A 24,894-nucleotide genomic window follows, 5' to 3' on the forward strand; every position below is an offset into this window, starting at 1 on the left:
CTGCGCCGCTTAGAGCGGGAACTTGCCGGAGAGTTCCAGCGATCCGGCGCACGTCCAGGCGGCCAGGCGCTCGTCGTCGGAAGGTCCGCCGGCCAGGGGGCTGGTGAGCCGGGGCCGCCGCACCCAGCAGCCTGCCTCCTCGGCGACCAGGGCCCCGGCGGCGAAGTCGTGTTCGTTGAGCCCGCGCTCGCCATAGGCATCGTGGGTGCCGTCCGCGACGAGGCACAGGTCCAGCGCCGCCGACCCGAGCCGGCGCATGTCGGCGAAGCCGTCCATCAGGCTGCCCAGGGCGGTGGCCTGTTCCGCCCGCACGTCGGGGTCGTAGCTGAAGCCCGTGGCCAGGATCTGGCCGGTCCGGCCGGGGACCGGGCCCAACAGGGCGGTCAGCCGGCCCTGCTCCTGGAGCCAGGCCCCCGCGCCGCGGGACGCGTAGTAGGTGCGTCCCAGCGCCGGTGCGCTGACCACGCCGGCCAGCCAGACGCCGTCGGCGTCCGCCACAGCCACGGAGGTGGCGTAGTAAACGATGTTGCGGATGAAATTGGTGGTGCCGTCGAGCGGGTCGATGGACCAGCGATATCCGCTGGGCTCGGCAGGCAGGACGGTGCCGCCCTCCTCCCCCGTGATGATGTCCCGCGGCCGGGCTGCGGTGATGACGTCGCGGACGGCGGCCTCGGCGGCAAGGTCAAAGGCCGTCACCCAGTCACCGGAGTCACCCTTGTTGCTGACGTCCAGGGCGGCGGTCTCCCGGGTGGCCAGGACCGCGGCCCCCGCCGCCGCAGCCGCCTTGGCCAGCTCCAGCAACTCCGCGGTGCCGGGGTCCGCAGCGGAGGTGCCAGCGGGATGTGAGCTCATTCGGCCGCTGCCGCAGCTTCGACCCCGAGGGACTCGCCGCCGTCGTCGTCCACATCAGCCACGCTGCCCGCGCCGGTATCCGCGGGGCTGTCCGCGCCGGCCGGCCCGTCCGCCAGCAGCGCCCGGAAACCGTCCTCATCCAGGACCGGGACGCCGAGCTGCTCGGCCTTGTCCAGTTTGGTGCCGGCGTTCTCGCCCGCCACCACGTAGCTGGTGTTCTTCGAGACCGAACCGGCCGCCTTGCCGCCGCGGATCAGGATGGCTTCCTTGGCCTCGTCGCGGCTGAAGCCCTCAAGGCTTCCGGTCACCACGATGGTCAGCCCTTCCAGGGTCCGTGGCGTGGATTCGTCGCGTTCATCCGCCATCCGGACGCCGGCGGCCGCCCAGCGGTCCACGATCTCGCGGTGCCAGTCCTCGGCGAACCATTCCGTCAGCGCTTGGGCGATGACTGGGCCGACGCCGTCGACGTGGGCGAGCTCCTCTTCGGAGGCACTCCGAATGGCGTCCATGCTGCCGAACGCGGTGGCGAGCGCGCGGGAGGCCCGCGGGCCGACGTGCCGGATGGACAAGGCCACCAGGATCCGCCACAGCGGCTGGGCCTTGGCTTTCTCCAGTTCGCGGAAGAGCTTGTCCGTGGTGGCGGTGGGCTTGGACGGGGTCTTGGTGGTGGCCTTGGTGAAGAAGTAGGGCACCAGCTCCACTTCGCCGGTGGCCACGCCCTTGGAGCGCTTCTCGCGGCGGACGCGGACGTCGGCCAGCTGCTCCGGGGTGAGGTCGAACAGTGTCGCCTCCGTGGTCAGCGGCGGGTCCGAGGGCTCGGCGGGCTGGGTCAGGGCGATGGCGGCTTCCCAGCCGAGGGCCTCGATGTCGAAGGCGCCGCGGCCGGCGAGGTGGAAGACGCGTTCGCGCAGCTGCGCCGGGCAGGACCGGGAGTTGGGGCAGCGGATGTCCACGTCCCCTTCCTTCCCGGGCGCCAGGGGTGTGCCGCAGGAGGGGCACTCGGTGGGCATGATGAAGTCGCGGACGGGCGGGTCCTGGGCGTCCCGGAGCGCCAGGACCGGGCCGACGATTTCCGGAATGACGTCGCCGGCTTTGCGCAGCACCACGATGTCGCCGATTTTCACGCCTTTGGCAATGACCACTTCCTGGTTGTGCAGGGTGGCCATTTCCACGGTGGAGCCGGCGACCTTGACCGGTTCCATCACACCGTACGGGGTGACGCGGCCGGTGCGGCCGACGTTGACGGCGATGTCCAGCAGCTTGGTGTGGACCTCTTCCGGCGGGTACTTGTAGGCCACGGCCCAGCGCGGCACCCGGGTGGTGTAGCCCAGGGCCCGCTGTGTGGCGAAGTGGTCCACCTTGATCACGATGCCGTCGATCTCGTGGGTGAGGCTGTGCCGCTTGTCCCCGTAACGTTTGATGAAGGCCAGCACGTCCGCCAGCCCGGGCAGGACCTCGAAGTACGGGCTGGTGGGCAGTCCCCACTCGGCGAGCTTGCGGTAGGTCTCGGACTGGCTGGCGGTTTCGAGTCCCTCGCGGGCGCCGATGCCGTGGACGTACATCCGCAGCGGCCGCTTGGCGGTTTCCGCTGGGTCCTTCTGCCGCAGTGATCCTGCGGCGGCATTGCGCGGGTTGGCCAGCGGCGCCTTGCCGGCCGCGATCAGGGCTTCATTGAATTCCGCGAAGGCCTGGGACGGTATGAAGACTTCGCCGCGGACTTCCATCTCGGCCGGGAAGCCGGTGCCGCTGAGCTGCTGCGGGATTTCCTTGATGGTCAGGACGTTGTGGGTGATGTCCTCGCCGGTGGTGCCGTCCCCGCGGGTGGCGGCCCGGACCAGCGCGCCGTCGCGGTAGAGCAGGTTGACGGCCAGGCCGTCGATCTTCAGTTCGGTGAGCCACGAGGCCGGGCTGCCGCCATTGCCCCCGTTGCCGAGTTTGGCGATGCCTGCCTCGGCCTTCACCATCCAGGCCTCAAGCTCCTCGAGCGAGAACACATCCTCCAGGCTGTACATGCGCTGCAGGTGCTGGACGGAGGTAAACGCGGCCGAGACCTCGCCGCCGACTTCCTGGGTGGGCGAGTCGTTGGCCACCAGTTCCGGGTGTAGGGCCTCGAGGGTTTCCAGCCGCCGGTAGAGCTCGTCGAACTCGGCGTCGGAGATGATCGGCGCATCTTCCTGGTAGTACGCAAAGCGGTGCTTGCGGACCTGTTCGACGAGGTCCTCGTACTCCTCGCGGATGTCCCCGGAGGGCGTTTGTGTGTCTTCTGCTGCGGTGTTCCCTGTGCTCACAGACCTATCCTGCCCTAGATCACGGCACTTGTCCGGTCCAGTGGCGGTCCTGTCAGGACTGCTCATCTCCGGCTGCAAACGTAGCGTCAACCACGATCGCTGTGATGTTGTCCCGTCCGCCGCTGCGCAACGCCGCCTGGATCAGTTCGTCGACGGCCGCCTGGGGGTCCGCCTCAGACTTCAAGATGCCGCCAATCTGCTCATCGCTCAGCTCTCCGTTGAGGCCATCGGAGCAGACCAGCATCCTGTCGCCTTCTTCAAGGGGAAGCAGCCAGTAGTCGGCTTCGGAGTCGTCGCCGGTACCCAGGGCGCGTGTCACAACGTGCCTGCGCGGATAGACGGCGGCCTCGGCCTCGGTGATCTGCCCGGCGTCGAAAAGTTCCTGCACCTCGGAATGGTCCACACTGACCTGCGTGAGCCTGCCGTGGCTGTACCGGTAGGTGCGTGAATCGCCGATGTTAAGCACGAGCCAGTGTGGGCCGTCCGGCTGTTCGACTACCACGACGCCGGTCAGGGTGGTTCCTGCGCGGGACCCGGTGGCGTGACGGATGCCGGCGTCGGCCATGAGCACATACTCCTGGAGAATGGCGGCCGTTGCGTTCCGGACCCCTGACTTCACCTGGGGCAACTCCGCCAGGGTGCGCACGCAAATGCCGCTCGCGACTTCGCCGGCCTCATGGCCGCCCATGCCGTCCGCCACTGCAAAGACGGGATCGGTGGCGATGAAGGAGTCCTCGTTCATCTCGCGGCGCAGCCCCCGGTCGGTGCCGTACCCGCAGCGCAGGCGCGGTCCCCGCCCGTCCGACGGCGGGAAGGTGGAGTCTGGCGTTGGGTTCATCGTGGTCCTCAAGAAAGTGTGCGCGTGGGTCGACGGCGGTCACAAACCCGGGCCGAGCGCAACTGCCGGTCCGACTATTGCATACGGCCGTACAACTGAGAAGCCCGCCACGCGCTGCAGCCGGCTGATCCGGCTCAGTCCAGGATGAGGCCCCGGCCCTCGCCGGGCTGCAGCAGCACCGGGTGGATTTCGCCGAACCCGCGGACGTCCTCGGCTGTGCGGGGCACCAGGATAAAGCGTTCGTCCTGTTCCAGCGCGGCCGCTGTCATCGAATCCACCAGCACGGTGCCGGGGTCCGCGAGGGCGGTCAGGCGTGCGGCGAGGTTGACTGTGGGTCCGTAGATGTCGCCCAGGCGGGAGAGGATGCGGCCCCAGACCATGGCCACGCGGGCCTGCGGCAGGATCTCGTCCTCGGTGAAGGCTCGGGAGAGGGCCAGGGAGATCTCGGCGCCGGCCGCGGGGGTTTCGGCGATGTAGAGGACTTCGTCGCCGACGGTCTTGACCAGCCGGCCGCCGCCGACAGAGATGATTTCGGCGCACTTGTTTTCGAAGCGCTGCACCAGCTGGGCGAGGGTTTTCTCGTTCATCCGGCGAGACAGGCTCGTGTAGGACACGAGGTCGGCGAAGCCGACCGCCCGGGCCAGCGGCAGCGGGGAATCGTCCTCGTCGCCTTCGCGGCCCTCTTCGCTGGACTGCAGCCCGGCCTCGGCCCGGACGGCGAGGCGCTGCACACCGGCGTTGAGCTGCCGGCGCCAGGAATAGACGAGCATTTCCTCGAGGGCGTCGATCAGGTTGGGCAGTTCGCTGACGAGCCGCTTCCGCGCGACGGCGTCCGGCACGCCCTGCTCCTGGACCATGTCCTCCACCAGGGCCTCGATCTGCCACACGACCATCCGGTCGGTCATCTGGCCGATGGCCCGGGTGATCGAGATGGCGGCTTCCTCGGTGAGCTTGCCGTCACGCACCAGGTCCACGATGGTGGACAGGGCGGACTGGTCGCGCTCGGTGAAGGCGACATCCTCATCCCCGAGGTTGGGAAAGCCCAGGGCACGCCAAAGTTTCCGGGCCGAAAGCAGGGACAGGCCGGCACCGGCGGCGACTTCCCGGCGCCGGAGCTTGCGTTCGCCGCCCAGCAGCCGGGCTTCCAGGGCCTTGGCGGCGAGCCGGTCGGCGGACATGGTTCCGGTGGGCGGGGCTACAGGTTCGGGGTCGGGCACAGGTTCGAAGTCCTCATCGGCGACGACGGGCCCGCCGTCGGCCGGTTCGTGTCCGGCAGGGGCAGGATTGTGTTGGGCGGGTTCGATGGGCTCTCCGGCATCGGCGTCGAAGGAAGTTCCCGTATCCAAGGAAGTTCCAGTGTCGAAGGTGGTCGCGGCGTCGCTGTCGGCCGCAGCCGGGTCGGCAGCGTGCTCGGGCTCCCGGGGCAAATCCGGGGCGGCGAGGTCGATGTCCTGGTGGACGTTCTCAGCGTTCATCTCTTCCACCTTCTCTCGTCTCCCACGGCGGGGCTTCGTCCGGGTTGTAGTTCATGCCATCGGCCCCGGACATCCCGCCCTTGGCGAGCTCGCTGATGGCGTCGAGCATAAAATTTCGGAATGTCGCGGCCTCCGGGACATCCGGAACCACCATTCCATCGGGGTACCCGGTCTCCAAGGATATATTCCCGGAGCGCAATAGGCGCTGCAACAACGATTGCTCAATGGCCACATTGCGGACGCTCGCGAGGGGAACCTGTTCATCGCGCCGCCGTAACATGCCGTAGCGGGTAACTAATCGCTGGCTGGTCAGGATGTAGCGCGTGGCGTGCCAGGCAACGACCCGCGGGAGGCAATAGCCCAGCAGCACCCACGCCGCCAGGCCCAGGCAAATAGCCACCAGCCACGGCGTCCAATCCTTGGGGATGAAGGGCACCAGCCTCGCAGGGCCGCCCTTGACCACCCAGGCACAGGCGTACGCGGCCAGCGCCGGAACAACAACAAAAAACAGCGCCGGGACAATGAGCATCCTGGGCTGGGGCCGGGTCACAACAATCACTTGCTCTCCCGGCACGAGCACTTTACGCATAGCCGCTTTCTGCCCCGCTGCGGCCTTCGCCCTGCCCGCCGGTCCCGGCCGGGTTCCACGGCCTGAGGTGCACGACGTCGCCTGCGGTCACCACGTGTTCGTGGCCCGCCGCGTCAGTCACCAGGAGCGAACCATATTCGTCCAGGCGCGTGGCGTGGCCAATGATCTCGTGGTCGCCGGGGAGCTGGGCCCGGACCTGCTTGCCGAGGGTCGTCAGCAAGTGTTCCAGCCGCTTGTGCAGCGAGGGGCCGCCGGCCATGCCGGCGGCCGGGTCGCCGTCGGCGTTGCAGAAACTCCGGTAGAGGGCGGCGAAGCGGGACAGGTAGCTCTTCAGGAGTTCCGTCCGGTCCACGGTGTCCGGGTTCTCCAGCAGCACGGACGTGGCGGTGGGCACCGGCAGTTCGGGTTCGGTGAGCGTGACGTTCAGGCCGGTGCCCAGGATGACCGGAGGCGTGCCGGCGCCGCCGAGCGGGCCGAGCTGGGCCAGGATGCCGGCGATCTTCCGGCCCCGCACCAGGACATCGTTGGGCCATTTGAGTTCCGCCGGAAGCCCTGCCGTCTCCGCGAGCGCCTCACGCAGGGCGAGAGCGGCCAGGAGGGAGAGCCAGGAGTAGCTGTGGGTCGGCAGCGGTCGGCCGGCAGCGTTGACCGGGCGGAGCACGAGCGAGACGGAGACGGAACTGCGGGCCGGGGCTTCCCACCGGCGGTCGAGCCGGCCGCGCGCGGCGCTCTGGTATTCAGCGGTCAGCACCGACAGGTCCGGCCACGCACCCGGGTCCTCGGTCACGCCGCGCAGGAGATCTGCATTCGTGGAACCGGTGGATTCGACCACCGTCAGGTGCGGAATTCCGTTGGCTGACAGGAACGCCTCATCGCTAAGTGCGCTGAGGTCCAGGGGCGGACGGTCCGGGGTTTCCTGCACGGCTTCCATGTTTGAATCCTACCGAGGAAAGCCCGGCCCGGCTCGCGCACCTGCCGGGTCAATGACTCCGCGGAAACTCCCCACCTTTGGCCGCCATGCCCGGCGTGTCGGCCGGACATGCCGGGATTTTTCGGCGTCCGGTCCTCAAACATGGGGAAATTCCGCCGGGCACGCCGCCGAAAACACTCAGCATGTTCAGAGGAAGATGTCCGGGACCAGCTGGTCCTCCGGCGCACCGAGGCTGTACGGGCTGAAATCCGTCACCCCGGCCCCGGCGAGGACCTGTTCATCGGTGTAGAAGTTGCCGCTCCGGCTGCCGCCGGCCGGGACCGCGTTGGCACCGGTCAGCACGGCGTGGGCGGCGTCGGCCATGATCTCGGGGCTGCGGGCACCCTGGACGATCTTCTCGCCGCCGGGCATGTTGCGGATCGCCGCGGTGTCGATCAAGGTGCAGGGCCAGAGCGAGTTCACGCTCACGCCGTCGGCCTTGAGTTCCTCGGCCAGCCCCAGCGTGGTCAGGCTCATGCCGTACTTGGCCATGGTGTAGGCCAGGTGCAGCCCGGCCCACTTGGGGTCCAGGTTCAGGGGCGGGGAGAGCGTCAGGATGTGGCCGGCCCCGGATGCCCGCAGCGCAGGCAGCGCCATCTTCGAGAGCAGGAAGGTGCCGCGGACGTTGATGTCCTGCATGAGGTCGTAGCGCTTCATGTCCACGTCATCGGTGCTGGAGAGGTCGATCGCCGACGCATTGTTGATCACGACGTCGATCCCGCCAAAGCGGTCCACGGCGGCGCCGACAGCGCCGGCGACGTCGGCGTCGTTCCGGACGTCGCCAACCAGCGGCAACGCCTGGCCGCCGGCGGCCTCGATCTGTTCGGCGGCGGTGTACACGGTGCCTTCGAGCCGGGCGTGGGGCTGGCCGGTCTTGGCCATGAGGACGATGTTGGCGCCGTCCCGGGCTGCGCGGAGCGCGATGGCGAGGCCGATGCCGCGGCTTCCCCCGGAGATGAGGACAGTGCGGCCCTGGAGGGAAGCGGCGGCCTGGTACGGCACCGGCTGCTGGGATTGCGGGGCGGCGCCCGAAGCATCATTGCTTGAAGTCATGAGCACACTCTAGCGGACTTATGTTACTGGCGGGTAACAAAGCGGTGCGGGAGCTTGATTGCGGGAAAATTGTAGGTTCCCTACAGCGGCACCCGCCAATACCGTCACTAGACTTGCCAGCAGAGCCCTGCTTTTGTGGATTCCAACCAAAGGACCCCGCAGGACGGGCACCGAATAAGCTAGCGACAGAGCCGGAGACACTTGATGAGCCACGATCTGACCACGACTGCGGGAAAGATTGCAGATTTCCGCGACCGCCAGGCCCGTGCCGAGCAGCCTTCCGGCCCGGAAGCGATCGAGAAGCAGCACGCGCGCGGCAAGAACACCGCCCGCGAGCGCATCGACCTGCTGCTGGACGCCGATTCCTTCGTCGAATTCGATGCGCTGGCCGTGCACCGCTCCACCGCCTTCGGCATGGAGAAGAAGAAGCCGCTCGGCGACGGGCTCGTGTCCGGCTACGGCACGGTGGACGGCCGACCCGTCGCCGTCTACAGCCAGGATTTCTCTGTCTATGGCGGCTCGTTGAGCCAGGTGAACGGCGAGAAGATCGTCAAGGTCCAGGAGTTCGCGCTGCGCAACGGCTGCCCCGTGGTGGGCATCCTCGACGGCGGCGGCGCCCGCATCCAGGAAGGCGTTGCCTCGCTGGCAATGTTCGCGGACATCTTCCGCAACAACGTCCACGCCTCCGGCGTCGTCCCGCAGATCTCCCTCATCATGGGCCCCTCCGCCGGCGGCGCGGCCTACTCCCCCGCCCTGACCGACTACGTAGTCATGGTGGACAAGACCTCCCACATGTTCATCACCGGCCCGGATGTCATCAAGACCGTCACCGGCGAAGACGTGGACATGGAAACCCTCGGCGGCGCCCGCCAGCACAACGCCAACACCGGCACCTCGACGTACCTGGCCTCCGACGAGGCCGACGCAGTCGAGTTCGTCCGCGAACTGCTGGACTTCCTGCCCTCCAACAACCTCGCCGAGGCTCCGGTGCTCGAGCACCAGCAGGAGCTGGAGATCGACGACGACGACCTCACCCTCGACACACTGATCCCGGACTCGGCCAACCAGCCCTACGACATGCGCAAGGTCATCGAGCAGATCGTCGACGACGCGCACTTCCTGGAGATGCAGTCCCTCTACGCCCCGAACGTGATCATCGGCTACGGCCGGGTGGAGGGCCACACGGTGGGCATCGTGGCCAACCAGCCCATGCAGTTCGCCGGCACCCTGGACATCGCCGCGTCGGAGAAGGCCGCCCGCTTTGTCCGGCACTGCGACGCCTTCAACATCCCGATCATCACCCTCGTGGACGTGCCCGGCTTCCTTCCCGGCAAGGACCAGGAGTTCCAGGGCATCATCCGGCGCGGCGCGAAGCTGCTCTACGCCTACGCCGAGGCCACCGTGCCCAAGCTGACCGTGATCACCCGCAAGGCCTACGGCGGGGCCTACATCGTGATGGGCTCCAAGAAGCTCGGCGCGGACCTCAACCTCGCCTGGCCCACCGCCCAGATCGGCGTCATGGGCGCCCAGGGAGCCGTGAACATCCTGTACCGCCGCGAACTCGCCGCGGTGGCCGAGGACGGCGGCGACGTCGAGGCCAAGCGCGCCGAGGTGATCCGCCAGTACGAGGAAGAGCTGCTCAACCCCTACCAGGCCGCCCAGCTGGGCTACGTGGACGCCGTGGTGGCACCGTCCGAGACCCGGGTGCAGATCATCAAGGGCCTGCGCGCGCTCCGGGACAAGCGCGCCGCGCTGCCCGCCAAGAAGCACGGGAACATCCCGCTGTGATCCCCACAGACTCCCAACCTTCGCAGGTCCCCACCGTGAGCCCATTCGAAGCGGCCACCGGGCCGGAGACCGCACCCGCAGTCCTGTTCTCCGTCGCCAAGGGGCAGCCGACGCCGGAAGAGCTGGCGGCCCTGACCGCCGTCGTGCTTTCCCTGGGGCAAGCCGAGCAGGCAGCACCGGAAACCCCTGGAGTCCGGCACTGGGTGCGCCGCCAGCAGCTGCGGCTGGCGCCCCGGCCGGGACCGGAAGCCTGGCGCCGCAGCCTGGGCTGATCGTCCCCGGGCTGGGCAGGGGCAGGGGCAGGGGCAGGGGCAGAAAAAGTTCAGTGACTCTTTCATAACTGACTTGCCCGGGCTAGTCTCGTCGGGTGACTACCGAAACGATTGCCTCAGACAACACTGCCCCTGTGCGCCAGCAGACCGCCATCGACGCCGTCGCCGACGCCTACACGGACACTCTGATCCGGTTGAATCCGAGCTTCGCCACCGAGCTTGGCCTGCCCGGGCACGAGACCGAGTACCAGGACTTCTCCCCCGCCGGCCATGAGGAATTCGCGGCCGCTGCCCGCGAAGCACTCGCGGCACTGGACGGGTTGGAACCGGTCGACGACGTCGACGCTGTCACGCTCGACGCCATGCGTGAGCGGCTGGGCCTGCAGCTGGAAATCCACGAATCGGGCTGGGACACGGCCGACCTGAACAACATCGCCTCACCGTCCCAGGACATCCGCGCCATTTTCGACCTCATGCCGACGGACACCGCCGCGCAGTGGGACCACATCGCGGGCCGGGCACACAATGTCCCTGCCGCGATCGACGGCTACATCGAGTCGCTGCGCTCGGCATTGCAGGACGGCAAGGTTTCTGCGGCCCGCCAGGTGTCGATCGTGATCGAGCAGGCCACCAAGCACGCCGCGGAGGACGGCTTCTTCGCGAAGCTTGCCGCCGGCGCCAAGACCGCGGAAGGCCCGCTGCCCGCCGACGTGCAGTCAAAGCTCGACGCCGGCGCTGCCGCCGCGCGCGTGGCCTACTCCCGGCTGGCCGGCTTCCTGGAGTCCGAGCTGCTTCCGGTCGCCCCGGCCAAGGATGCCGTGGGCCGCGAACGCTACGCGCTGGCCTCCCGGGACTTCCTCGGCGCCACAGTGGACCTGGAGGAAACCTACGCCTGGGGCGTGCAGGAGCTTGACCGCCTGATCGCCGAGCAGGAGCGCGTCGCCGGGGAGATCCGGCCCGGCGCCACGATCGAGGAAGCCAAGGAGATCCTGGACAACGATCCCGCGCGGCAGCTCAAGGGCACCGACGCCCTCCAGGCCTGGATGCAGGAGCTCTCCGATAAGGCCGTGGCCGACCTCGCGGGCGTGCACTTCGAGATCCCGGACGTCATGAAAACACTGGAATGCCGGATCGCCCCCACCGATGAGGGCGGCATCTACTACACGGGCCCCTCGGACGACTTCAGCCGCCCGGGCCGGATGTGGTGGTCCGTGCCGGCCGGCGAGGACACCTTCACCACCTGGGCCGAAACCACCACCGTCTACCACGAGGGCGTTCCCGGCCACCACCTGCAGGTCGCCACCGCCACCTACCGTCGCGAGCTGCTGAACAAGTGGCGCCGGAACGTCTGCTGGACCTCGGGCCACGGCGAGGGCTGGGCGCTCTATGCGGAGCGGCTCATGCAGGAACTTGGCTACCTCACCGATCCCGGCGACCACATGGGCATGCTGGATGCCCAGCGGATGCGTGCGGCCCGCGTGGTGTTCGACATCGGCGTGCACCTGGAGCTGGAGGTCCCCGAACGCTGGGGCTCCGGGACGTGGACCCCGGACAAGGGCTACGAGTTCCTGAAGCAGAACGTCGCGATCAGCGAAGGTCAGCTGAAGTTCGAGTTCACCCGTTACCTCGGCTGGCCGGGACAGGCGCCCTCCTACAAGGTGGGCCAGCGGCTCTGGGAGCAGATCCGGGCCGAGCTTGAATCCCGCCCCGGCTTCGACCTCAAGTCCTTCCACACGAAGGCGCTGAACATCGGCTCGGTGGGCCTGGATACCCTCAAGCGAGCGCTGCTGGGCTAGTCCCCACTGAGACCGCAGTTCCACCGTCTCGAGACCGCAGTTCGCGGCAGTGTTTCCTTAGAACATTGCCGTGAACTGCGGTTTCGTGTGACTGGGGCATCCCGAGGACGAGACAATCGCCACATCCCGGCCGGGAATAACTTCACAAAAGTCCCACGCCGCGCGGGAAAGACCGGGATTTAGTGCTGCGGGGCCACAAGTCAGCCCTTAATACTTCTCAACATCCGTTCGTCATGCTATGAATGGCCGCCCTAGCGTGTTCCGGTGACCACTCAGACAAACACCCCCGCACCTGCTGGAAAGACCGGGTTCCAGCTGCCCAAATGGGCCGGTTCCTTCGGCTTCCAGATCATCGCCGCCCTGATCGTCGGCCTGGGCCTTGGCCTCCTCGCCAAGTACACCGGCAGCACCAAGACGAGCCCCAACGCCCTCGGCGCCACACTGCAGACCATCGGCTCGAGCTACGTCTCGCTGCTGCAGACCGCCGTGGTCCCCCTGATCTTCACCGCCGTCGTCAGCTCCATCTCCAACCTGCGCGCCGTTTCCAACGCCGCCCGGCTGGCATGGAACACGCTGCTCTGGTTCGCGATCACCTCGCTGATTGCGGTGCTGATCGGCATCGGCCTGGGCGTGCTGCTGCAGCCCGGCGCCGGCACGGGCATCAACCAGGAAGCCAAGTACACCGGCAAGTCCGGCGACTGGTGGGCCTTCCTCACCGGCCTGTTCCCGAAGAACTTCCTGGGCCTTGGCGCCAACACCACCATCACCGACGGCGTCGCCACCACCTCCGTGAGCTTCAACGTCCTCCAGATCCTGGTGATCGCGATCGCCGTCGGCGTCGCCGCCCTCAAGGTGGGCAAGGCCGCCGAGCCGTTCCTGAACCTCAACGCCTCTGCCCTCGCCGTGATCCAGAAGGTCCTCTGGTGGATCATCCGGATCGCGCCGCTGGGCACCGTCGGTCTGATCGGCAACGCCGTGGCCGTCTACGGCTGGGACACCATCGGCTCGCTGGGCAAGTTCACCGTGGCGATCTACATCGGCCTGGCGCTGGTGCTGTTCGTGGTCTACCCGGTCCTGGTCCGCAGCCACGGGCTGTCCGTCAAGCAGTACTTCTCCGGCGTGTGGCCGGCCGTGCAGCTGGCATTCGTCTCGCGCTCCTCGATCGGCACGCTGCCGCTGACCCAGCGCGTGGCGGAGCGGAACCTGGGCGTCCCCCGCGCCTACGCCTCCTTCGCGGTGCCGCTCGGAGCGACCACCAAGATGGACGGCTGCGCCGCGATCTACCCGGCCGTGGCGGCGATCTTCGTGGCCCAGTTCTTCGGCATCCAGCTTGATTTCACCCAGTACCTGCTGATCGCGCTGGTGTCCGTGCTCGGCTCGGCCGCGACCGCCGGCACCACTGGCGCCGTCGTCATGCTGACCCTGACGCTCTCCACGCTGGGACTGCCGCTGGCAGGCGTCGGCCTCTTGCTGGCCATCGACCCCATCCTGGACATGGGCCGCACCGCGGTGAACGTGGCCGGGCAGGCCCTGATCCCGGCGATCGTGGCCAAGCGTCAGGGCATCCTGGACGAAACGCTGTACAACGCGCCGCGGAACGGCGATCCGTTCAGCGATGACGACGTCGACGCCGACGGCAGGACCGCCGTCGAACCCGCGGAAGCCGCCCCTCTTGCGGCAGCTGAGGCAGGACGCGACGATCGCGAACTGGCGGACGCGAAAGCGTAGCGGCAGAACCGACAGCAAAACCAGAGAAGTCCCCGGGTACACCCGGGGACTTCTCTGGTTGTGGCGGCGCCTGAAGCGTGGCCTAACGTCCGCCGATCACGCCCTTTTCCGCGGCCTTGGTGACGGCATCGGCTTCGGCCTGGGTCAGGGTCCCGTCCTTGACGGCCTGGTCCAGCCGCGGCTTCAGCGCCGCGGCGTGGTTGGCCTGCTCGGCCGTGCGCAATTCCTCAAGCGCGCCGGTGACCTTGGCTTCATCGATGCCGAGCGACTTCGCCAGGGAGGCCGCCAGGGCCTTCTCCATGGCGGCGCGGTCCGGCTTCTGCCCCGGGGCAGGAGGAGTGGCGGGCGGCGTGGCCGGCCTGTTGGCTTCGCGGAAGGCCTTCAGGGCGTCGGTGACCTTGGCCTCGTCGACGCCCAGCTTGGCGGCGAGGTCTTTGGCGCGGGTGCCGAATTCCGCACCGCCGCGGCCGTGGTGGCCGCCGCGCATGCCGTGGCCGCCGTCGAAGTTGTCCGCCGGGGCACTCGAACTGGGGGTCGGCGTGGGAGTCGGCGTCGTGGTGGCCGAGGCCATCCCGGCAACTCCGATCCCGGCGCCCAGCGCCACAGCCGCTGCACCGAGGCCGAGCGCAATTCTGGTTGTGCGTGACATGTGCTGTCTCCTGGATCTGCCGCGCGATGACGGCGCTTGAAGCCAATGGTTCGGCCGGGGAAGGCTGTTCCACGGGCATCTTTAGTCTGCACCCGCCCCAGCAGAGATAGCTGTTTCCTACCTTTCACTTTCCTGTGAATCTCACAGGGAAATGCGGGCGGCAAAAGTGGATAGGCTCTGGGCATGCTGATCGTCACATCGAACGACATTCCAGGCCACCGGATCGACGCTGTCTTCGGCGAAGTCATGGGCCTGACGGTCCGCTCCCGGGACATCACCGCCCAGGTCATGGCCGGTTTCCGTTCCCTCGGCGGCGGTGAGGTGCTGGAAATGACGCGGGCGCTCTACGACAGCCGGCAGGACGTCATGGCCCGGATGGTGGCCGAGGCCGAGCAGCGCGGCGCCAACGCCATCGTCGCCATGCGCTTCGACACGTCAGCGATCGGGGCGAACTGGACGGAGATCTGCGCCTACGGCACTGCCGTTTTTGCGATTCCGCTATCCCAGGATCAGCCAGGCGCCACAGGCCAGTCGATCTACCTGACCAACTCCGGCGACACTGCGCCGCAGCTCAAGCCCTGATTTCCGACTTCAGGCTCCCTGGAAAAAGTTACTTGCGCAGAGTGCAAATATGCACGTAGTGTAAGCGCGTGACCCCAGAACCATCTCCTGCCGCCGCCCAGGCTGCCTCCTCCAGCGAACCCGATACCGCACCGCCCTCGAGCCGCGAACTGAGCCGCCGCGAACTCAACAAGGCGGCCACCCGTCAGGCCATCATCGACGCCGCCATGGACTTGCTCCGCACCCGGGGTCCCGGAAACTTCACGGTGGAGGACATCGCCGAGGCCGCAGGGATATCCCGGCGCACGTTCTTCAACTACTTCGCCAGCACCGAAGTGGTCATTGCCTCGGTGACCCACGGGTTCCTGGACACGGCGCTGCAGCAGTTCCGGCTCCGCCCGGCCGGCGAGCCCATCCTGGAATCCGCGCGGGCCGCCCTGGTTGAGCTCGCCGACCCGATGACCGTGGCTCCCCTGGCCGAGCTGTACAGCATGGGCCAGGCGAATCCCATGCTCAGCCGTTCCGAACTTGAAGCCTGGGACCACTGCACCGTGGAGATCATCGACGCCGCCCGCGAGCGTTTCGCCCAGGGCCCGGGCATCGAGATCGACGAACTCTACCTCCGTGCCCTCGCGGGCTCCATCATCTCCTGCGGGAAGGCCGCCATGGACGTCTGGTTCGCCCGCTGCGGCGGCGACCTCAGTCCGGCGTCCTTGTCCATCCTGCGCCAGCTCCTCATCGACTCCATGAGCCTCCTCGGCTCCGGTTTCGCATCCCACTCCCCCGCCACCCCTTCCCCAGATCGGCACTGACATGGCCCTATTGCTCTACCGTCTCGGCAAGTTCTCCTACCGCCGCCGCTGGCTCGTCATCTCCCTCTGGCTCGCCGTCATGGTGGCCGTCGGCGGCGCCGCGGCAGCCTTCCACGGCACCATGTCCAACAACTTCCAGATTCCCGGCACTGAAACCCAGCAGATGGCGGACAAGCTCAAGCAGGAGCTGCCCAAGTCCTCCGGCGGTTCGGCCGGCATCGTATTCCAGTCGCAGAACGGCGAGTTCACCCAGGCCGGCAAGGAGGCAGTCTCTGCCGCCCTGGCCAAGCTGAAAACCCTGCCCGATGTTCAGGGCACCGTGGACCCGTTCGCTACCCAGGCCCAGCTGGACAAGGCCGTCACGGATGTGGCAGCCGGCGAGCAGCAGGCATCCGCAGGCAAGGCGCAGCTCGATGCCTCGGCCGCCCAGCTGGCCGCCGGGAAGTCCCAGCTGGCCGCCGCGGAGCAGCAGATGACCGCTGCGGGCATGTCCCCGGAGGCCATCGCAGCCCAGCTCGGCCAGCAGAAGGCCGCCCTCACCGTAGGCCAGGAAAAGCTCGACGCCGGGACCAAGGAACTCGAAGCGGGCGCGGCCAAGCTTGATCTGGCCAAGCGCCAGCTGGAGGCCTCCCAGGGCATGCGGTTCGTCTCCGAGGACGGCACGGCGGCGATTGCACAGGTCCAGTTCAAGACCTCGATCAACGGGCTGGCCCCCGCTGTGCGCCAACAGGTCCAGGACATCGCCCACGAAGTCTCTTCCGCCGGCGTGACCGCGCTGGCCAGCAAGGAAATCACCGAGGACGTCTCCGAACTCTTCGGCATCTCCGAGATCCTCGGCATCGCCATCGCCGCACTGGTGCTGATCGTCATGCTGGGAACACTGATCGCCGCCGGCCTGCCCCTGCTGATGGCGATCGTCGGTGTGGCCGTGGGCGTTGGGGGCACCTTCGCGCTCAGCGGCGCCATCGATATGAGTTCCATTTCCCCGATGCTGGCGCTCATGCTGGGCCTCGCCGTCGGCATCGACTACTCGCTCTTCATCGTCAACCGGCACCGCAGCCAGCTCCTGGCCGGCATGGACGCGGAGGAATCCGTGGCCCTCGCCACCGGCACCTCCGGCAACGCGGTGCTGTTCGCCGGCCTGACGGTCATCATCGCCCTCGCGGCCCTCGTCATACCCGGTCTTCCCTTCCTTGCCGTCATGGGCCTGTCCGCCGCCGCAACAGTGGCAGTCGCCGTCGTCGTCGCCCTGACCCTCACTCCCGCCATGCTGTCCCTGATTGGCCCCAGGCTCATTTCCCGCCGCGCCTGGGCCAAGGCGGAGAAGCACAACGCCGCCCCGGGCCACGAGCGCGAGGACCGTGCCCGCGACCAACGCCGCAGCACCCGCGGCTGGGGCGGCCTGGTCACCCGGCACCCGGTCCTGTCCCTGCTCGCCGGCGTCCTGCTGCTGGGCATCGTGGCGCTGCCGGCAAGCCAGCTGCGGCTGGCGCTGCCCGACGGCGGCTCCGAGCCCGTTGAATCACAGGCGTTCAAGGCCTACGACGTCACCGGCCGAAGCTTCGGCGAAGGCATGACGGGCCCGATCGTGGTGGTGGGCGACTTCCCCGCCGGCCTCACCGAAGCCGAAGCCACGGCAAAGCAGCTCGACGTCGCCGACATCCTCCGCGGCACGGACAACGTCACCGCCGCCGTTCCGGTGGCGCTGAGCGAGGACCGCCGCACCGCAGTGTTCCAGGTCATTCCCCGCGAGGGCCCCGCCAGCGCCAGCACGGTCAAGGTGGTCTCCGAGCTGCGCGCCGAGAAGAGCCGGATCAAGGACTCCACCGGCGTGAGCATCGGCCTCACAGGCCAGACGGCCGGCAACGTCGACGTCTCCACCAAACTCGGCGACGCTCTGCCCCCGTACCTGGCAATCGTCGTCGGACTGTCCCTGATCCTGCTGCTGCTCGTGTTCCGTTCGATCGTGGTGCCGCTGCTGGCCACGGGCGGCTTCCTGCTCTCGCTCGCGGCCGCCTTCGGAGCCGTCGTCGCGGTCTACCAGTGGGGCTGGCTCGGGGGCGTGTTCGGCGTCGAAAATCCGTGCGCCGTGCTGAGCTTCCTGCCGATCATCCTGATCGGCGTGCTGTTCGGCCTGGCCATGGATTACCAGGTGTTCATTACCTCCGGCATGCGTGAGTCGTTCATGCACGGCGAATCGGCCAAACACGCCGTCCGCACCGGCTTCAGCCATGCCGCGTCCGTGGTTACCGCGGCCGCCATCATCATGGTCAGCGTGTTCTCGGGCTTCATTTTCTCGCACCTGAATATGGTCCGGCCGCTGGGCTTCGCGATGGCCTTCGGTGTCCTGGTGGACGCGTTCGTGGTCCGCATGACGATCGTCCCGGCCGTGATGTACCTGCTCGGCGACAAGGCGTGGTGGCTGCCCCGCTGGCTGAACCGGATCCTGCCGGACGTCGATGTTGAGGGTGCGAAGCTCCGGCCCGCTTCAACGACCTCTGTCAAGAGCGAGCCGGAGCCGGAGGAGGTCGGCGCCCGCTGACACTCGCAGCCTGCGCCAACTTCCGCGGAAGCCGCCCGCTGATCGATTCGATCGGCGGGCGGCTTTTTCGTGCGCGCATGGGCGCCGCAGGCGCCGCTCCGACCCTACGACGGCGCTTGGTCCGGCAGCGTGAGGATTTCGGCTCCGTCATTGGTGATGGCGATGGTGTGCTCACTGTGCGCTGTCCGGCACCCGGTCGCGCTTCGGAGCGTCCACCCATCGGCATCGGTGATGAGTTCGGCGGTGTCCGCCATGACCCATGGCTCCAATGCCAGCACAAGCCCAGGGCGCAGTTTGTATCCGCGTCCGGGGCGCCCGGTGTTTGGAATGTGCGGGTCCTGGTGCATCGTTGATCCGACGCCGTGGCCGCCAAAGTCGGTGTTGATCGGATACCCGGCCTCGCTCAGGACCAAACCGATCGCGTGGGAGATGTCACCGATGCGGGCTCCGGGACGGGCAGCGGCTATTCCAGCAGAGAGCGCGCGTTCCGTCGCGTTGATCATCGCGACGCTTTCCGAGGGCTTTGAGTTGCCCACGATGAAGCTGATGGCGGAGTCTGCGACAACCCCGCCCTGGGAAACGGCGAGGTCAAGGGTCAGCAGGTCGCCGTCGGCGAGCCTGTCGTCGTATGGCAGCCCGTGCAGCACTGCGTCGTTGACGGAGGTGCAGATGTAGTGGCCGAACGGCCCGCGGCCGAAGGACGGCTCGTAGTCGACGTAACAGGACACCGCTCCGGCTTCGACAATCATGGCCTTGGCCCACCGGTCGATGTCCCGGAGGTTGGTGCCTACTACGGCACGGCCCTTCAGCGTCTGCAGAATAGTTGCTACGAGCGCGCCCGCCTCCTTGGCCCGGGTTAGTTCGGTCGGGTTGAGGATCTCAATCATGCGGCGCCTTTCTCGCAAAACCAATAACTATCCCGGCCATACTATCCCGGTACTAGAATCGGAGCCATGGTCAGGCTGCCTCTCACACCCGCTGATCTCGAGCGCGGACAGCGCCTCGGCGCCCTGCTCCGGCGCGCCCGGGGGAAGCGCTCGATGCTCGAAACCGCGCTCGATGCCCGCGTCTCTCCGGAGACCCTCAGAAAGATCGAGTCGGGCCGCGTGGCGACCCCTGCTTTCCCGACCATCGCTGCGATCGCCGACGTCCTGGGCCTCTCCCTCGATGCCGTGTGGGCCGAGATCAACCAGCCCGAAGAGGCTGCGGAACCAACGGGCCCCGCTCACAACACGCGGGAGCGGCTGGCCTCGTAATCCTCGAGCCCGCGGCTGTGCCGGTGGCGTTCGATCGGACCAAGCCGGCTCCCAGGCAGAGGTGGAGCCGTGGAGTAGTAGGTGTGGCCGGTGGGGGTGATGACTTCTATGGTGTGCCGTCGTCCTGGGCGCGCGACGGCGGTCCAGCCGGGGGTTTCTTTGGTGTGGTTGCAGGCTTCGCAGAGGCCCGAGCCGTTGGCCGCGGTGGTAGGTCCGCCGTTGTGGTGGGAAACGATGTGGTCCAGGTGCCGGATAGGGGCGTCGCAGTATGGAGTACGGCAGGTGTCGTCCCGGGCTTGAATGAAGCGTCGGAGCCCTGGCGGGAAGATCCGGGCGCGAGAGTCCATGCCGATCAGCTCTCCGGCGCCGGGATGGGTGTAGAGGCGGCGGAGCCAGACCTTGAACGCGGCTTCGTCTCCGAAATCTCCGGACGTGTCTGCGCCGCTAGGGGAACCGCCGGACCTGCTGCCGGATCCTTGTGATCCATCGGGCGGAGCGCCGGAACCTTGGCCCGTGGCCGGCTCCGGGTCCACGGAACCGCCGGCGGGGCCGTCAGGTTCCAACGAACCTGCGGTGCCGTCGGGTTCCAACGAGTCAGTGGGCCCGGTGGTGACGAGGGTGCGGGCCCATTGGGCGGGAACGGTGCCGTAGCCGGGAAGGCGGGCCGGTTCGCTGTCGGCCTGGAAGAGGGTGCGGTCGGTCATGACGAGCTGGATCTCAACCCCGGCAATCCCGCCGGGGGTGCCGGCGGCGCGTTCGACGAGGGCATCGGCCATCAGTTGGCCGCGGCTCCTCGGATCCCCGGCGGCGCGTTGGGTGTCGGCGTGCCGGGCCAGGGCGGTGTACACGGCGACGGCCTGGGCGACGGGCAGCAGAGCGGTCAGATAGGCCATGGTGTCCGGGGCCGGGCGGAGGCTGACGTGCCGTTCGGTGGCGGCGTGCGCGGCCCGGTCCGTCACGGCGCGAGGGTCGCAACGGTAGGCGGCAGCCCGGGCTGCGGCGGTGATGGCCCGATCGCCCATCCCGGCAAGGGTGCCGGTGTCCGGGGCGAGTTGGGCGTCGACGGCGGTACGGTCGGCGGCGGTCAGGCAGGCGGTCTCGCGCACGAGGAGGGTGGCGCGCCATTCGTTCAGAACCCCGGTTTCCATTGCGGTGAGGGTGTGGGGCATCTCGGTGACCAAGGCTTGGGCCAGACCCAGGAGGCGGCCGCCTTTGGCGGGGGATTCGCGGCGGGCCAAAGCGATCTGCGCACCGACACCCGCCCCGAGCTTATCGGCGGGCATCCCGGCGGCGGCCTGGGCGCGGCGTTGGAGCTGGTCGAATTCGACGGCGAGGTGGGCCTGTTCGGCGGCCGCGGCGGATTTCCGGTCCTCGAGTTCGCGGATGCGGTCGATGATCCGGGCACAGTCCGCCGCGGCGGCGATGGCGGGCGTCATCCGGACCAGATCCCCGGCGGTCGACGGCGCGGTGCCCGCCCCCGGGCCCGCAGCGGGCAGGGCCGATCGGCCAAGCCCGGTCCCGGCTTGACCAAAACCGCGTCCGGAACGGAAGCAGGAGCGTGCCCGGCGCGGCCGAAGCCGGTGCCGTCGCGTCCTGCCGAAGCCCCTTCGGGCCCCTGATTGCCGTCCATGAATGAAGTCTGCCGCGGGGGTCCGACATTTAAGGGGTGGGTGGAGTCCCCAGCCACGGGCGTATTGGGATAACCGCTGACATCAGGCGGACAACCCGGCGCGGAGGCCTGAATCGCCACCGATGAACCCACCGCCACGGGCCCACTCCGGCAACCGTCAATTAGGCTGGACCCGTGACCCGCCTGATTCTTGCCTCCCAGTCCCCCGCCCGCACCAAGCTGCTCAGCCATGCCGGGATCCGGCACGAGGTCCTCGTCTCGGATGTGGACGAGGACGCCGTCCAGGCCCGCTATGGTGTCACCGATCCGCATGACACGGCCCTGCTGCTCGCCCGGGCGAAGGCCGAGGCCGTCGCCTCGCTGCCTGAGGCGGACGGCGCAATCGTGATTGGCTGCGATTCCGTCTTCGAATTCGACGGCGAGGCCCACGGCAAGCCGTACACGGCCGAGGTCGCACGCGAGCGCATGCTGCGCATGAGCGGCAGCATGGGCGTGCTGCACACCGGCCACTGGCTCGTCGACTGCCGCGACACCGACGGTGAAGAAACAGACGGTGAAGACACAGACGACGACGGCGACCTCACCGCACGCGGCTCCGGCGCCACCTTGGGCTCGGTATCCTCCGCCGAAGTGCACTTCATGGAAATGAGCGTCGAGGAAATCGACACCTACATTGCCACCGGCGAGCCGCTGCAGTGCGCCGGCTCCTTCACGATCGACGGCTACGGCGGGGCGTTCATCCGCAAGGTCGACGGCGATCCCCACACCGTCGTCGGGCTCTCCATCTCCACTCTGCGCGCGCTCCTCAGCCAGGCAAATGTGGGTATTACCGAGCTTTGGACCGGTGGGGCCGTGGACCCGGCGGACGTCCGCGCCGAGTGAAAGCGGAGTGAAAGCCGAGTAGGGACTCAGTGGGGACCGAGTGAGCCATTTCGCCGCCCTTTGTGGCAACCCTACAAAGGAGGGGCCGTTTACGCGCGGAATCCGCAAGTAATATCGGCGGAACCCACAAAACCGCGCTAGGCTCCCTGAAGGAAAGAAGGAGACGCCTTGTCAGCAAATTCGGAGCAGTCCGCCACCACCGTGCCGGGATCAACACAGTCATCTGCAGCCGCGGGCAGCCGCCCGCTTAGCAAGGTGCTGATCGCCAACCGCGGAGAAATTGCGGTGCGCATCATCCGCGCCGCCCGCGATGAAGGCATCACCTCGGTGGCCGTCTACGCGGATCCCGACCGCGATGCCCTGCACGCGCGGCTCGCCGACGAGGCCTACGCGCTCGGTGGCAACACCGCCGCAGAGTCCTACCTGGTGATGGACAAGATCATCGACGTCGCCCGCCAGTCCGGGGCGGATGCCGTCCACCCCGGGTACGGCTTCCTGGCCGAAAACGCCGAGTTCGCCGCCAAGGTGATCGCTGCCGGCATCACGTGGATTGGTCCCTCCCCCGAGGCGATCTCGGCCCTCGGCGACAAAGTCCAGGCCCGCCACATCGCCGAGAAGGTCGGCGCCCCGCAGGTCCCCGGCACCGCCGACCCGGTCGAATCCGCCGAGGAAATCCTCGAATTCGTGGACAAGTTCGGCCTGCCCGTGGCCATCAAGGCGGCCTTCGGCGGCGGCGGACGCGGCATCAAGGTGGCTCGCACCCGGGAGGAAATCCCCGAACTCTTCGAATCTGCCGTGCGCGAGGCGACTGCCGCCTTCGGCCGTGGCGAGTGCTTTATCGAGCGCTTCCTGGACGCCCCGCGGCACGTCGAGACCCAGTGCCTCGCCGACGCCTACGGCAACGTTGTGGTGGTCTCCACCCGCGACTGCTCGCTCCAGCGCCGCAACCAGAAGCTCGTCGAAGAAGCCCCTGCCCCCTTCCTCACCGAAGAGCAGAACAAGCGCCTCTACGAATCCTCCAAGGCCATCCTCAAGGAAGCCGGCTACCTCGGCGCCGGCACGTGCGAATTCCTCGTCGGCCAGGACGGCACCATCTCCTTCCTCGAGGTCAACACCCGCCTCCAGGTGGAGCACTGCGTCTCCGAGGAAGTCACCGGGATCGACCTCGTCCGGGAACAGTTCCGGCTGGCCCGCGGCGAGGAACTCGGCTACGACGACCCCGAAGTCCGCGGCCACTCCATCGAATTCCGCATCACCGGCGAGGACCCGGGCCGGAACTTCATGCCCGCCCCGGGCACCATCACCACGCTGAAGAACCCGACCGGCCCCGGTATCCGCATCGATTCCGGCGTGGAGCAGGGCGATGTCATCAGCGGAAACTTCGACTCCATGCTCTCCAAGCTGGTGGTCACCGGCGCCACTCGCGCCCAGGCCCTGCAGCGGTCCCGGCGTGCACTCGAGGAAATGGTGGTCGAAGGCATCCCCACCGTCATCCCGTTCGACCTCGCGGTTGTGTCCAATCCCGATTTCGCCCCGGCCGAGGGCGCCTTCAAGGTACACACCCGCTGGATCGAGACGGCCTTCGTCAACGACATTCCGGCCTGGACCCCCACCGGCACCGACGCTGAAGCGCCCGACGCCGGCGATCGCCAGCGGGTGGTCGTCGAGGTCGGCGGCAAGCGCCTCGAAGTGGTGTTGCCGGCGTCGCTGGGCACCGGCACGTCCGGCGGCACGGGCGGCGGCAAGCCGGCCAAGGTCAAGAAGCGCGTCCGTGGCGGCGGCGCCACCGTGGCTGCGAGCGGCAACGCGCTGACCTCCCCCATGCAGGGAACCATCGTGAAGGTGGCCGTCGCCGAAGGCGCCACGGTCGCCGAGGGCGATCTCGTCGTCGTGCTCGAAGCGATGAAGATGGAACAGCCGCTCACCGCCCACCGCGCCGGGATCGTAATGGGCCTCACCGCGTCCGCGGGCGAGACGGTGTCCGCCGGCGCCGTGATCGCCATGATCGAAGACGGCGAGTGACCGTCAGCAACGGCGGACAGTAGAAAGAACCAGCAGGACAGTAAGACCACTCCGGTCACGGGCGCGCCTCTGGCGCCTCCGTGACCGGCCAGTGGAAACTTGGAGTGTGAAGCCATTCCTGCTCCTCGCCTCGCGCGCGGAAGAAACCGCCGCCGAGGACGAATACCGCGCCTATCTGCGCTACTGCGGGCTCGAGCCCGAGCAGCTGCACCGCATCCGGATGGAAGCCGCCCCGCTCCCCCCGCTGGAGCTGTCCGACTATTCGGGCGTCATTGTGGGCGGCAGTCCCTTCACCTCCAGCGACCCGGCCGATCACAAGAGCGCCACCCAGCACCGGGTGGAGCGCGAACTCGCCGGACTGCTGGACAGGATCGTGGCCGAGGACTTCCCGTTCCTCGGTGCCTGCTACGGCGTCGGAACGCTCGGCCTGCACCAGGGCGCCGTGATCGACCGGACCTACGGTGAAGGCCTGGGCGGTGTCACTATCAAACTGACGGCCGAAGGGCTGCAGGATCCCCTCCTGCGCGGACTGCCGGAGAGCTTCATAGCGTTCACCGGCCATAAGGAAGCCTGCACCGTCCTGCCCTCCCACGCGGTACTCCTGGCGAGCTCGGCCGCCTGCCCGGTTCACATGTTCCGGATCAAGACCAACCTGTACGCCACCCAGTTCCACCCCGAGCTCGACGCCGAGGGGCTCGTCACCAGGATCGACATCTACCGCCACGCCGGCTACTTCCCGCCGGAATCGGCCGAAATGCTCATGGAGGACGCCCGCCGGTTCACCGCGACGGAGCCGATGAAGATCCTGCGGAACTTCGTGGAGCGCTACGCGAGCTAGCCGACGGGGAAAGCTAGCCGACGCGGAAATGCCCGGTGTGTTCGACCAACACA

The 24,894-nt window shown here is 68.0% G+C and carries 21 protein-coding genes; 11 read left to right on the plus strand and 10 right to left on the minus strand.

The features are described from left to right. Positions 1-9: 9 nt before the first annotated feature. From AC1DDO_RS12705 to AC1DDO_RS12735, 7 genes are all read right to left on the minus strand, one after another. Positions 10-852 carry an inositol monophosphatase family protein gene (locus tag AC1DDO_RS12705; protein WP_476971941.1) on the minus strand — a complete coding sequence of 281 codons (843 nt, stop codon included), beginning with the start codon at positions 850-852 and terminating at the stop codon, positions 10-12. Continuing rightward, a complete protein-coding gene (gene ligA, locus AC1DDO_RS12710; RefSeq protein ID WP_476971942.1) occupies positions 849-3,206 on the minus strand; it encodes an NAD-dependent DNA ligase LigA in 2,358 nt (785 codons plus the stop codon). Before ligA ends, AC1DDO_RS12705 begins: the two co-directional genes overlap by 4 nt. Then, a complete protein-coding gene (locus tag AC1DDO_RS12715; RefSeq protein ID WP_476971943.1) occupies positions 3,193-3,978 on the minus strand; it encodes a PP2C family protein-serine/threonine phosphatase in 786 nt (261 codons plus the stop codon). Before AC1DDO_RS12715 ends, ligA begins: the two co-directional genes overlap by 14 nt. Before the next feature lie 134 nt (positions 3,979-4,112). Then, positions 4,113-5,453 carry an adenylate/guanylate cyclase domain-containing protein gene (locus AC1DDO_RS12720; RefSeq protein ID WP_476971944.1) on the minus strand — a complete coding sequence of 447 codons (1,341 nt, stop codon included), beginning with the start codon at positions 5,451-5,453 and terminating at the stop codon, positions 4,113-4,115. Then, positions 5,443-6,042, minus strand: a complete 600-nt coding sequence (locus AC1DDO_RS12725) for a PH domain-containing protein (RefSeq protein WP_476971945.1) — start codon at positions 6,040-6,042, stop codon at positions 5,443-5,445. Before AC1DDO_RS12725 ends, AC1DDO_RS12720 begins: the two co-directional genes overlap by 11 nt. Further along, the gene (locus AC1DDO_RS12730; RefSeq protein WP_476971946.1) at positions 6,035-6,973 is read right to left on the minus strand and encodes a biotin--[acetyl-CoA-carboxylase] ligase; all 939 of its coding nucleotides are present in this window, start codon (positions 6,971-6,973) and stop codon (positions 6,035-6,037) included. Before AC1DDO_RS12730 ends, AC1DDO_RS12725 begins: the two co-directional genes overlap by 8 nt. Before the next feature lie 186 nt (positions 6,974-7,159). Further along, positions 7,160-8,065 (minus strand): SDR family oxidoreductase, encoded by a 906-nt coding sequence (locus AC1DDO_RS12735; protein WP_476971947.1) that lies wholly within the window; start codon positions 8,063-8,065, stop codon positions 7,160-7,162. A gap of 204 nt (positions 8,066-8,269) precedes the next feature. On the opposite strand from AC1DDO_RS12735, the gene AC1DDO_RS12740 reads away from it, so the two are divergent. The 4 genes from AC1DDO_RS12740 (at position 8,270) to AC1DDO_RS12755 (ending at position 13,649) form a co-directional block, all read left to right on the plus strand. Beyond that, a complete protein-coding gene (locus AC1DDO_RS12740; protein WP_476971948.1) occupies positions 8,270-9,853 on the plus strand; it encodes an acyl-CoA carboxylase subunit beta in 1,584 nt (527 codons plus the stop codon). Positions 9,854-9,888: 35 nt separating this feature from the next. Next, complete coding sequence (locus AC1DDO_RS12745; RefSeq protein ID WP_476971949.1) at positions 9,889-10,125, plus strand: acyl-CoA carboxylase subunit epsilon; 237 nt, start codon at positions 9,889-9,891, stop codon at positions 10,123-10,125. 95 nt (positions 10,126-10,220) lie between these two features. After that, on the plus strand, positions 10,221-11,921 hold the full coding sequence (locus AC1DDO_RS12750; protein WP_476971950.1) for a DUF885 domain-containing protein: 1,701 nt from the start codon (positions 10,221-10,223) through the stop codon (positions 11,919-11,921). Positions 11,922-12,185: 264 nt separating this feature from the next. Then, positions 12,186-13,649 carry a dicarboxylate/amino acid:cation symporter gene (locus AC1DDO_RS12755; protein ID WP_476971951.1) on the plus strand — a complete coding sequence of 488 codons (1,464 nt, stop codon included), beginning with the start codon at positions 12,186-12,188 and terminating at the stop codon, positions 13,647-13,649. An 82-nt stretch (positions 13,650-13,731) separates the two neighbouring features. Here AC1DDO_RS12755 and AC1DDO_RS12760 read toward each other — a convergent pair whose 3' ends face one another. After that, positions 13,732-14,298, minus strand: coding sequence for a hypothetical protein (locus tag AC1DDO_RS12760; protein WP_476971952.1), 567 nt, complete (start codon positions 14,296-14,298; stop codon positions 13,732-13,734). 183 nt (positions 14,299-14,481) lie between these two features. Between AC1DDO_RS12760 and AC1DDO_RS12765 the strand changes: the two genes are divergently transcribed. The 3 genes from AC1DDO_RS12765 (at position 14,482) to AC1DDO_RS12775 (ending at position 18,213) form a co-directional block, all read left to right on the plus strand. Further along, a complete protein-coding gene (locus AC1DDO_RS12765; protein ID WP_441409303.1) occupies positions 14,482-14,880 on the plus strand; it encodes a YbjQ family protein in 399 nt (132 codons plus the stop codon). A gap of 68 nt (positions 14,881-14,948) precedes the next feature. After that, a complete protein-coding gene (locus AC1DDO_RS12770; RefSeq protein ID WP_476971953.1) occupies positions 14,949-15,671 on the plus strand; it encodes a TetR/AcrR family transcriptional regulator in 723 nt (240 codons plus the stop codon). A 1-nt stretch (position 15,672) separates the two neighbouring features. After that, a complete protein-coding gene (locus AC1DDO_RS12775; protein ID WP_476971954.1) occupies positions 15,673-18,213 on the plus strand; it encodes an MMPL family transporter in 2,541 nt (846 codons plus the stop codon). 104 nt (positions 18,214-18,317) lie between these two features. On the opposite strand, the gene map is transcribed toward AC1DDO_RS12775, so the two are convergent. After that, positions 18,318-19,100, minus strand: a complete 783-nt coding sequence (map, locus tag AC1DDO_RS12780; RefSeq protein ID WP_476971955.1) for a type I methionyl aminopeptidase — start codon at positions 19,098-19,100, stop codon at positions 18,318-18,320. A gap of 66 nt (positions 19,101-19,166) precedes the next feature. On the opposite strand from map, the gene AC1DDO_RS12785 reads away from it, so the two are divergent. Beyond that, positions 19,167-19,469 carry a helix-turn-helix domain-containing protein gene (locus AC1DDO_RS12785; RefSeq protein ID WP_476971956.1) on the plus strand — a complete coding sequence of 101 codons (303 nt, stop codon included), beginning with the start codon at positions 19,167-19,169 and terminating at the stop codon, positions 19,467-19,469. Here the strand turns inward: AC1DDO_RS12785 and AC1DDO_RS12790 are convergent. Then, positions 19,439-20,905: an HNH endonuclease gene (locus AC1DDO_RS12790; protein ID WP_476971957.1), complete on the minus strand. Its 1,467-nt coding sequence runs from the start codon at positions 20,903-20,905 to the stop codon at positions 19,439-19,441. The two genes, AC1DDO_RS12785 and AC1DDO_RS12790, sit on opposite strands and share 31 nt — an antisense overlap. 368 nt (positions 20,906-21,273) lie before the next feature. Here AC1DDO_RS12790 and AC1DDO_RS12795 point away from each other — a divergent pair, with 368 nt between their 5' ends. The 3 genes from AC1DDO_RS12795 (at position 21,274) to AC1DDO_RS12805 (ending at position 24,841) form a co-directional block, all read left to right on the plus strand. Next, positions 21,274-21,981 carry a Maf family protein gene (locus AC1DDO_RS12795; protein ID WP_441409297.1) on the plus strand — a complete coding sequence of 236 codons (708 nt, stop codon included), beginning with the start codon at positions 21,274-21,276 and terminating at the stop codon, positions 21,979-21,981. Between the two features lie 201 nt (positions 21,982-22,182). Then, the gene (locus AC1DDO_RS12800) at positions 22,183-24,003 is read left to right on the plus strand and encodes an acetyl/propionyl/methylcrotonyl-CoA carboxylase subunit alpha (RefSeq protein ID WP_476972067.1); all 1,821 of its coding nucleotides are present in this window, start codon (positions 22,183-22,185) and stop codon (positions 24,001-24,003) included. A 106-nt stretch (positions 24,004-24,109) separates the two neighbouring features. Next, the gene (locus AC1DDO_RS12805; RefSeq protein WP_476971958.1) at positions 24,110-24,841 is read left to right on the plus strand and encodes a glutamine amidotransferase; all 732 of its coding nucleotides are present in this window, start codon (positions 24,110-24,112) and stop codon (positions 24,839-24,841) included. Positions 24,842-24,894 lie beyond the last annotated feature (53 nt).

The sequence above is a fragment of the Arthrobacter sp. 10N43 genome (genome assembly GCF_056394525.1).

Coding starts and splice junctions, on each gene's coding strand:
- AC1DDO_RS12705 (WP_476971941.1), bottom strand. CDS start 852: ATGAGCTCACATCCCGCTGGCACCTCCGCTGCGGACCCCGGCACCGCG.
- ligA (WP_476971942.1), bottom strand. CDS start 3,206: ATGAGCAGTCCTGACAGGACCGCCACTGGACCGGACAAGTGCCGTGAT.
- AC1DDO_RS12715 (WP_476971943.1), bottom strand. CDS start 3,978: ATGAACCCAACGCCAGACTCCACCTTCCCGCCGTCGGACGGGCGGGGA.
- AC1DDO_RS12720 (WP_476971944.1), bottom strand. CDS start 5,453: ATGAACGCTGAGAACGTCCACCAGGACATCGACCTCGCCGCCCCGGAT.
- AC1DDO_RS12725 (WP_476971945.1), bottom strand. CDS start 6,042: ATGCGTAAAGTGCTCGTGCCGGGAGAGCAAGTGATTGTTGTGACCCGG.
- AC1DDO_RS12730 (WP_476971946.1), bottom strand. CDS start 6,973: ATGGAAGCCGTGCAGGAAACCCCGGACCGTCCGCCCCTGGACCTCAGC.
- AC1DDO_RS12735 (WP_476971947.1), bottom strand. CDS start 8,065: ATGACTTCAAGCAATGATGCTTCGGGCGCCGCCCCGCAATCCCAGCAG.
- AC1DDO_RS12740 (WP_476971948.1), top strand. CDS start 8,270: ATGAGCCACGATCTGACCACGACTGCGGGAAAGATTGCAGATTTCCGC.
- AC1DDO_RS12760 (WP_476971952.1), bottom strand. CDS start 14,298: ATGTCACGCACAACCAGAATTGCGCTCGGCCTCGGTGCAGCGGCTGTG.
- AC1DDO_RS12765 (WP_441409303.1), top strand. CDS start 14,482: ATGCTGATCGTCACATCGAACGACATTCCAGGCCACCGGATCGACGCT.
- AC1DDO_RS12775 (WP_476971954.1), top strand. CDS start 15,673: ATGGCCCTATTGCTCTACCGTCTCGGCAAGTTCTCCTACCGCCGCCGC.
- map (WP_476971955.1), bottom strand. CDS start 19,100: ATGATTGAGATCCTCAACCCGACCGAACTAACCCGGGCCAAGGAGGCG.
- AC1DDO_RS12785 (WP_476971956.1), top strand. CDS start 19,167: ATGGTCAGGCTGCCTCTCACACCCGCTGATCTCGAGCGCGGACAGCGC.
- AC1DDO_RS12790 (WP_476971957.1), bottom strand. CDS start 20,905: ATGACGCCCGCCATCGCCGCCGCGGCGGACTGTGCCCGGATCATCGAC.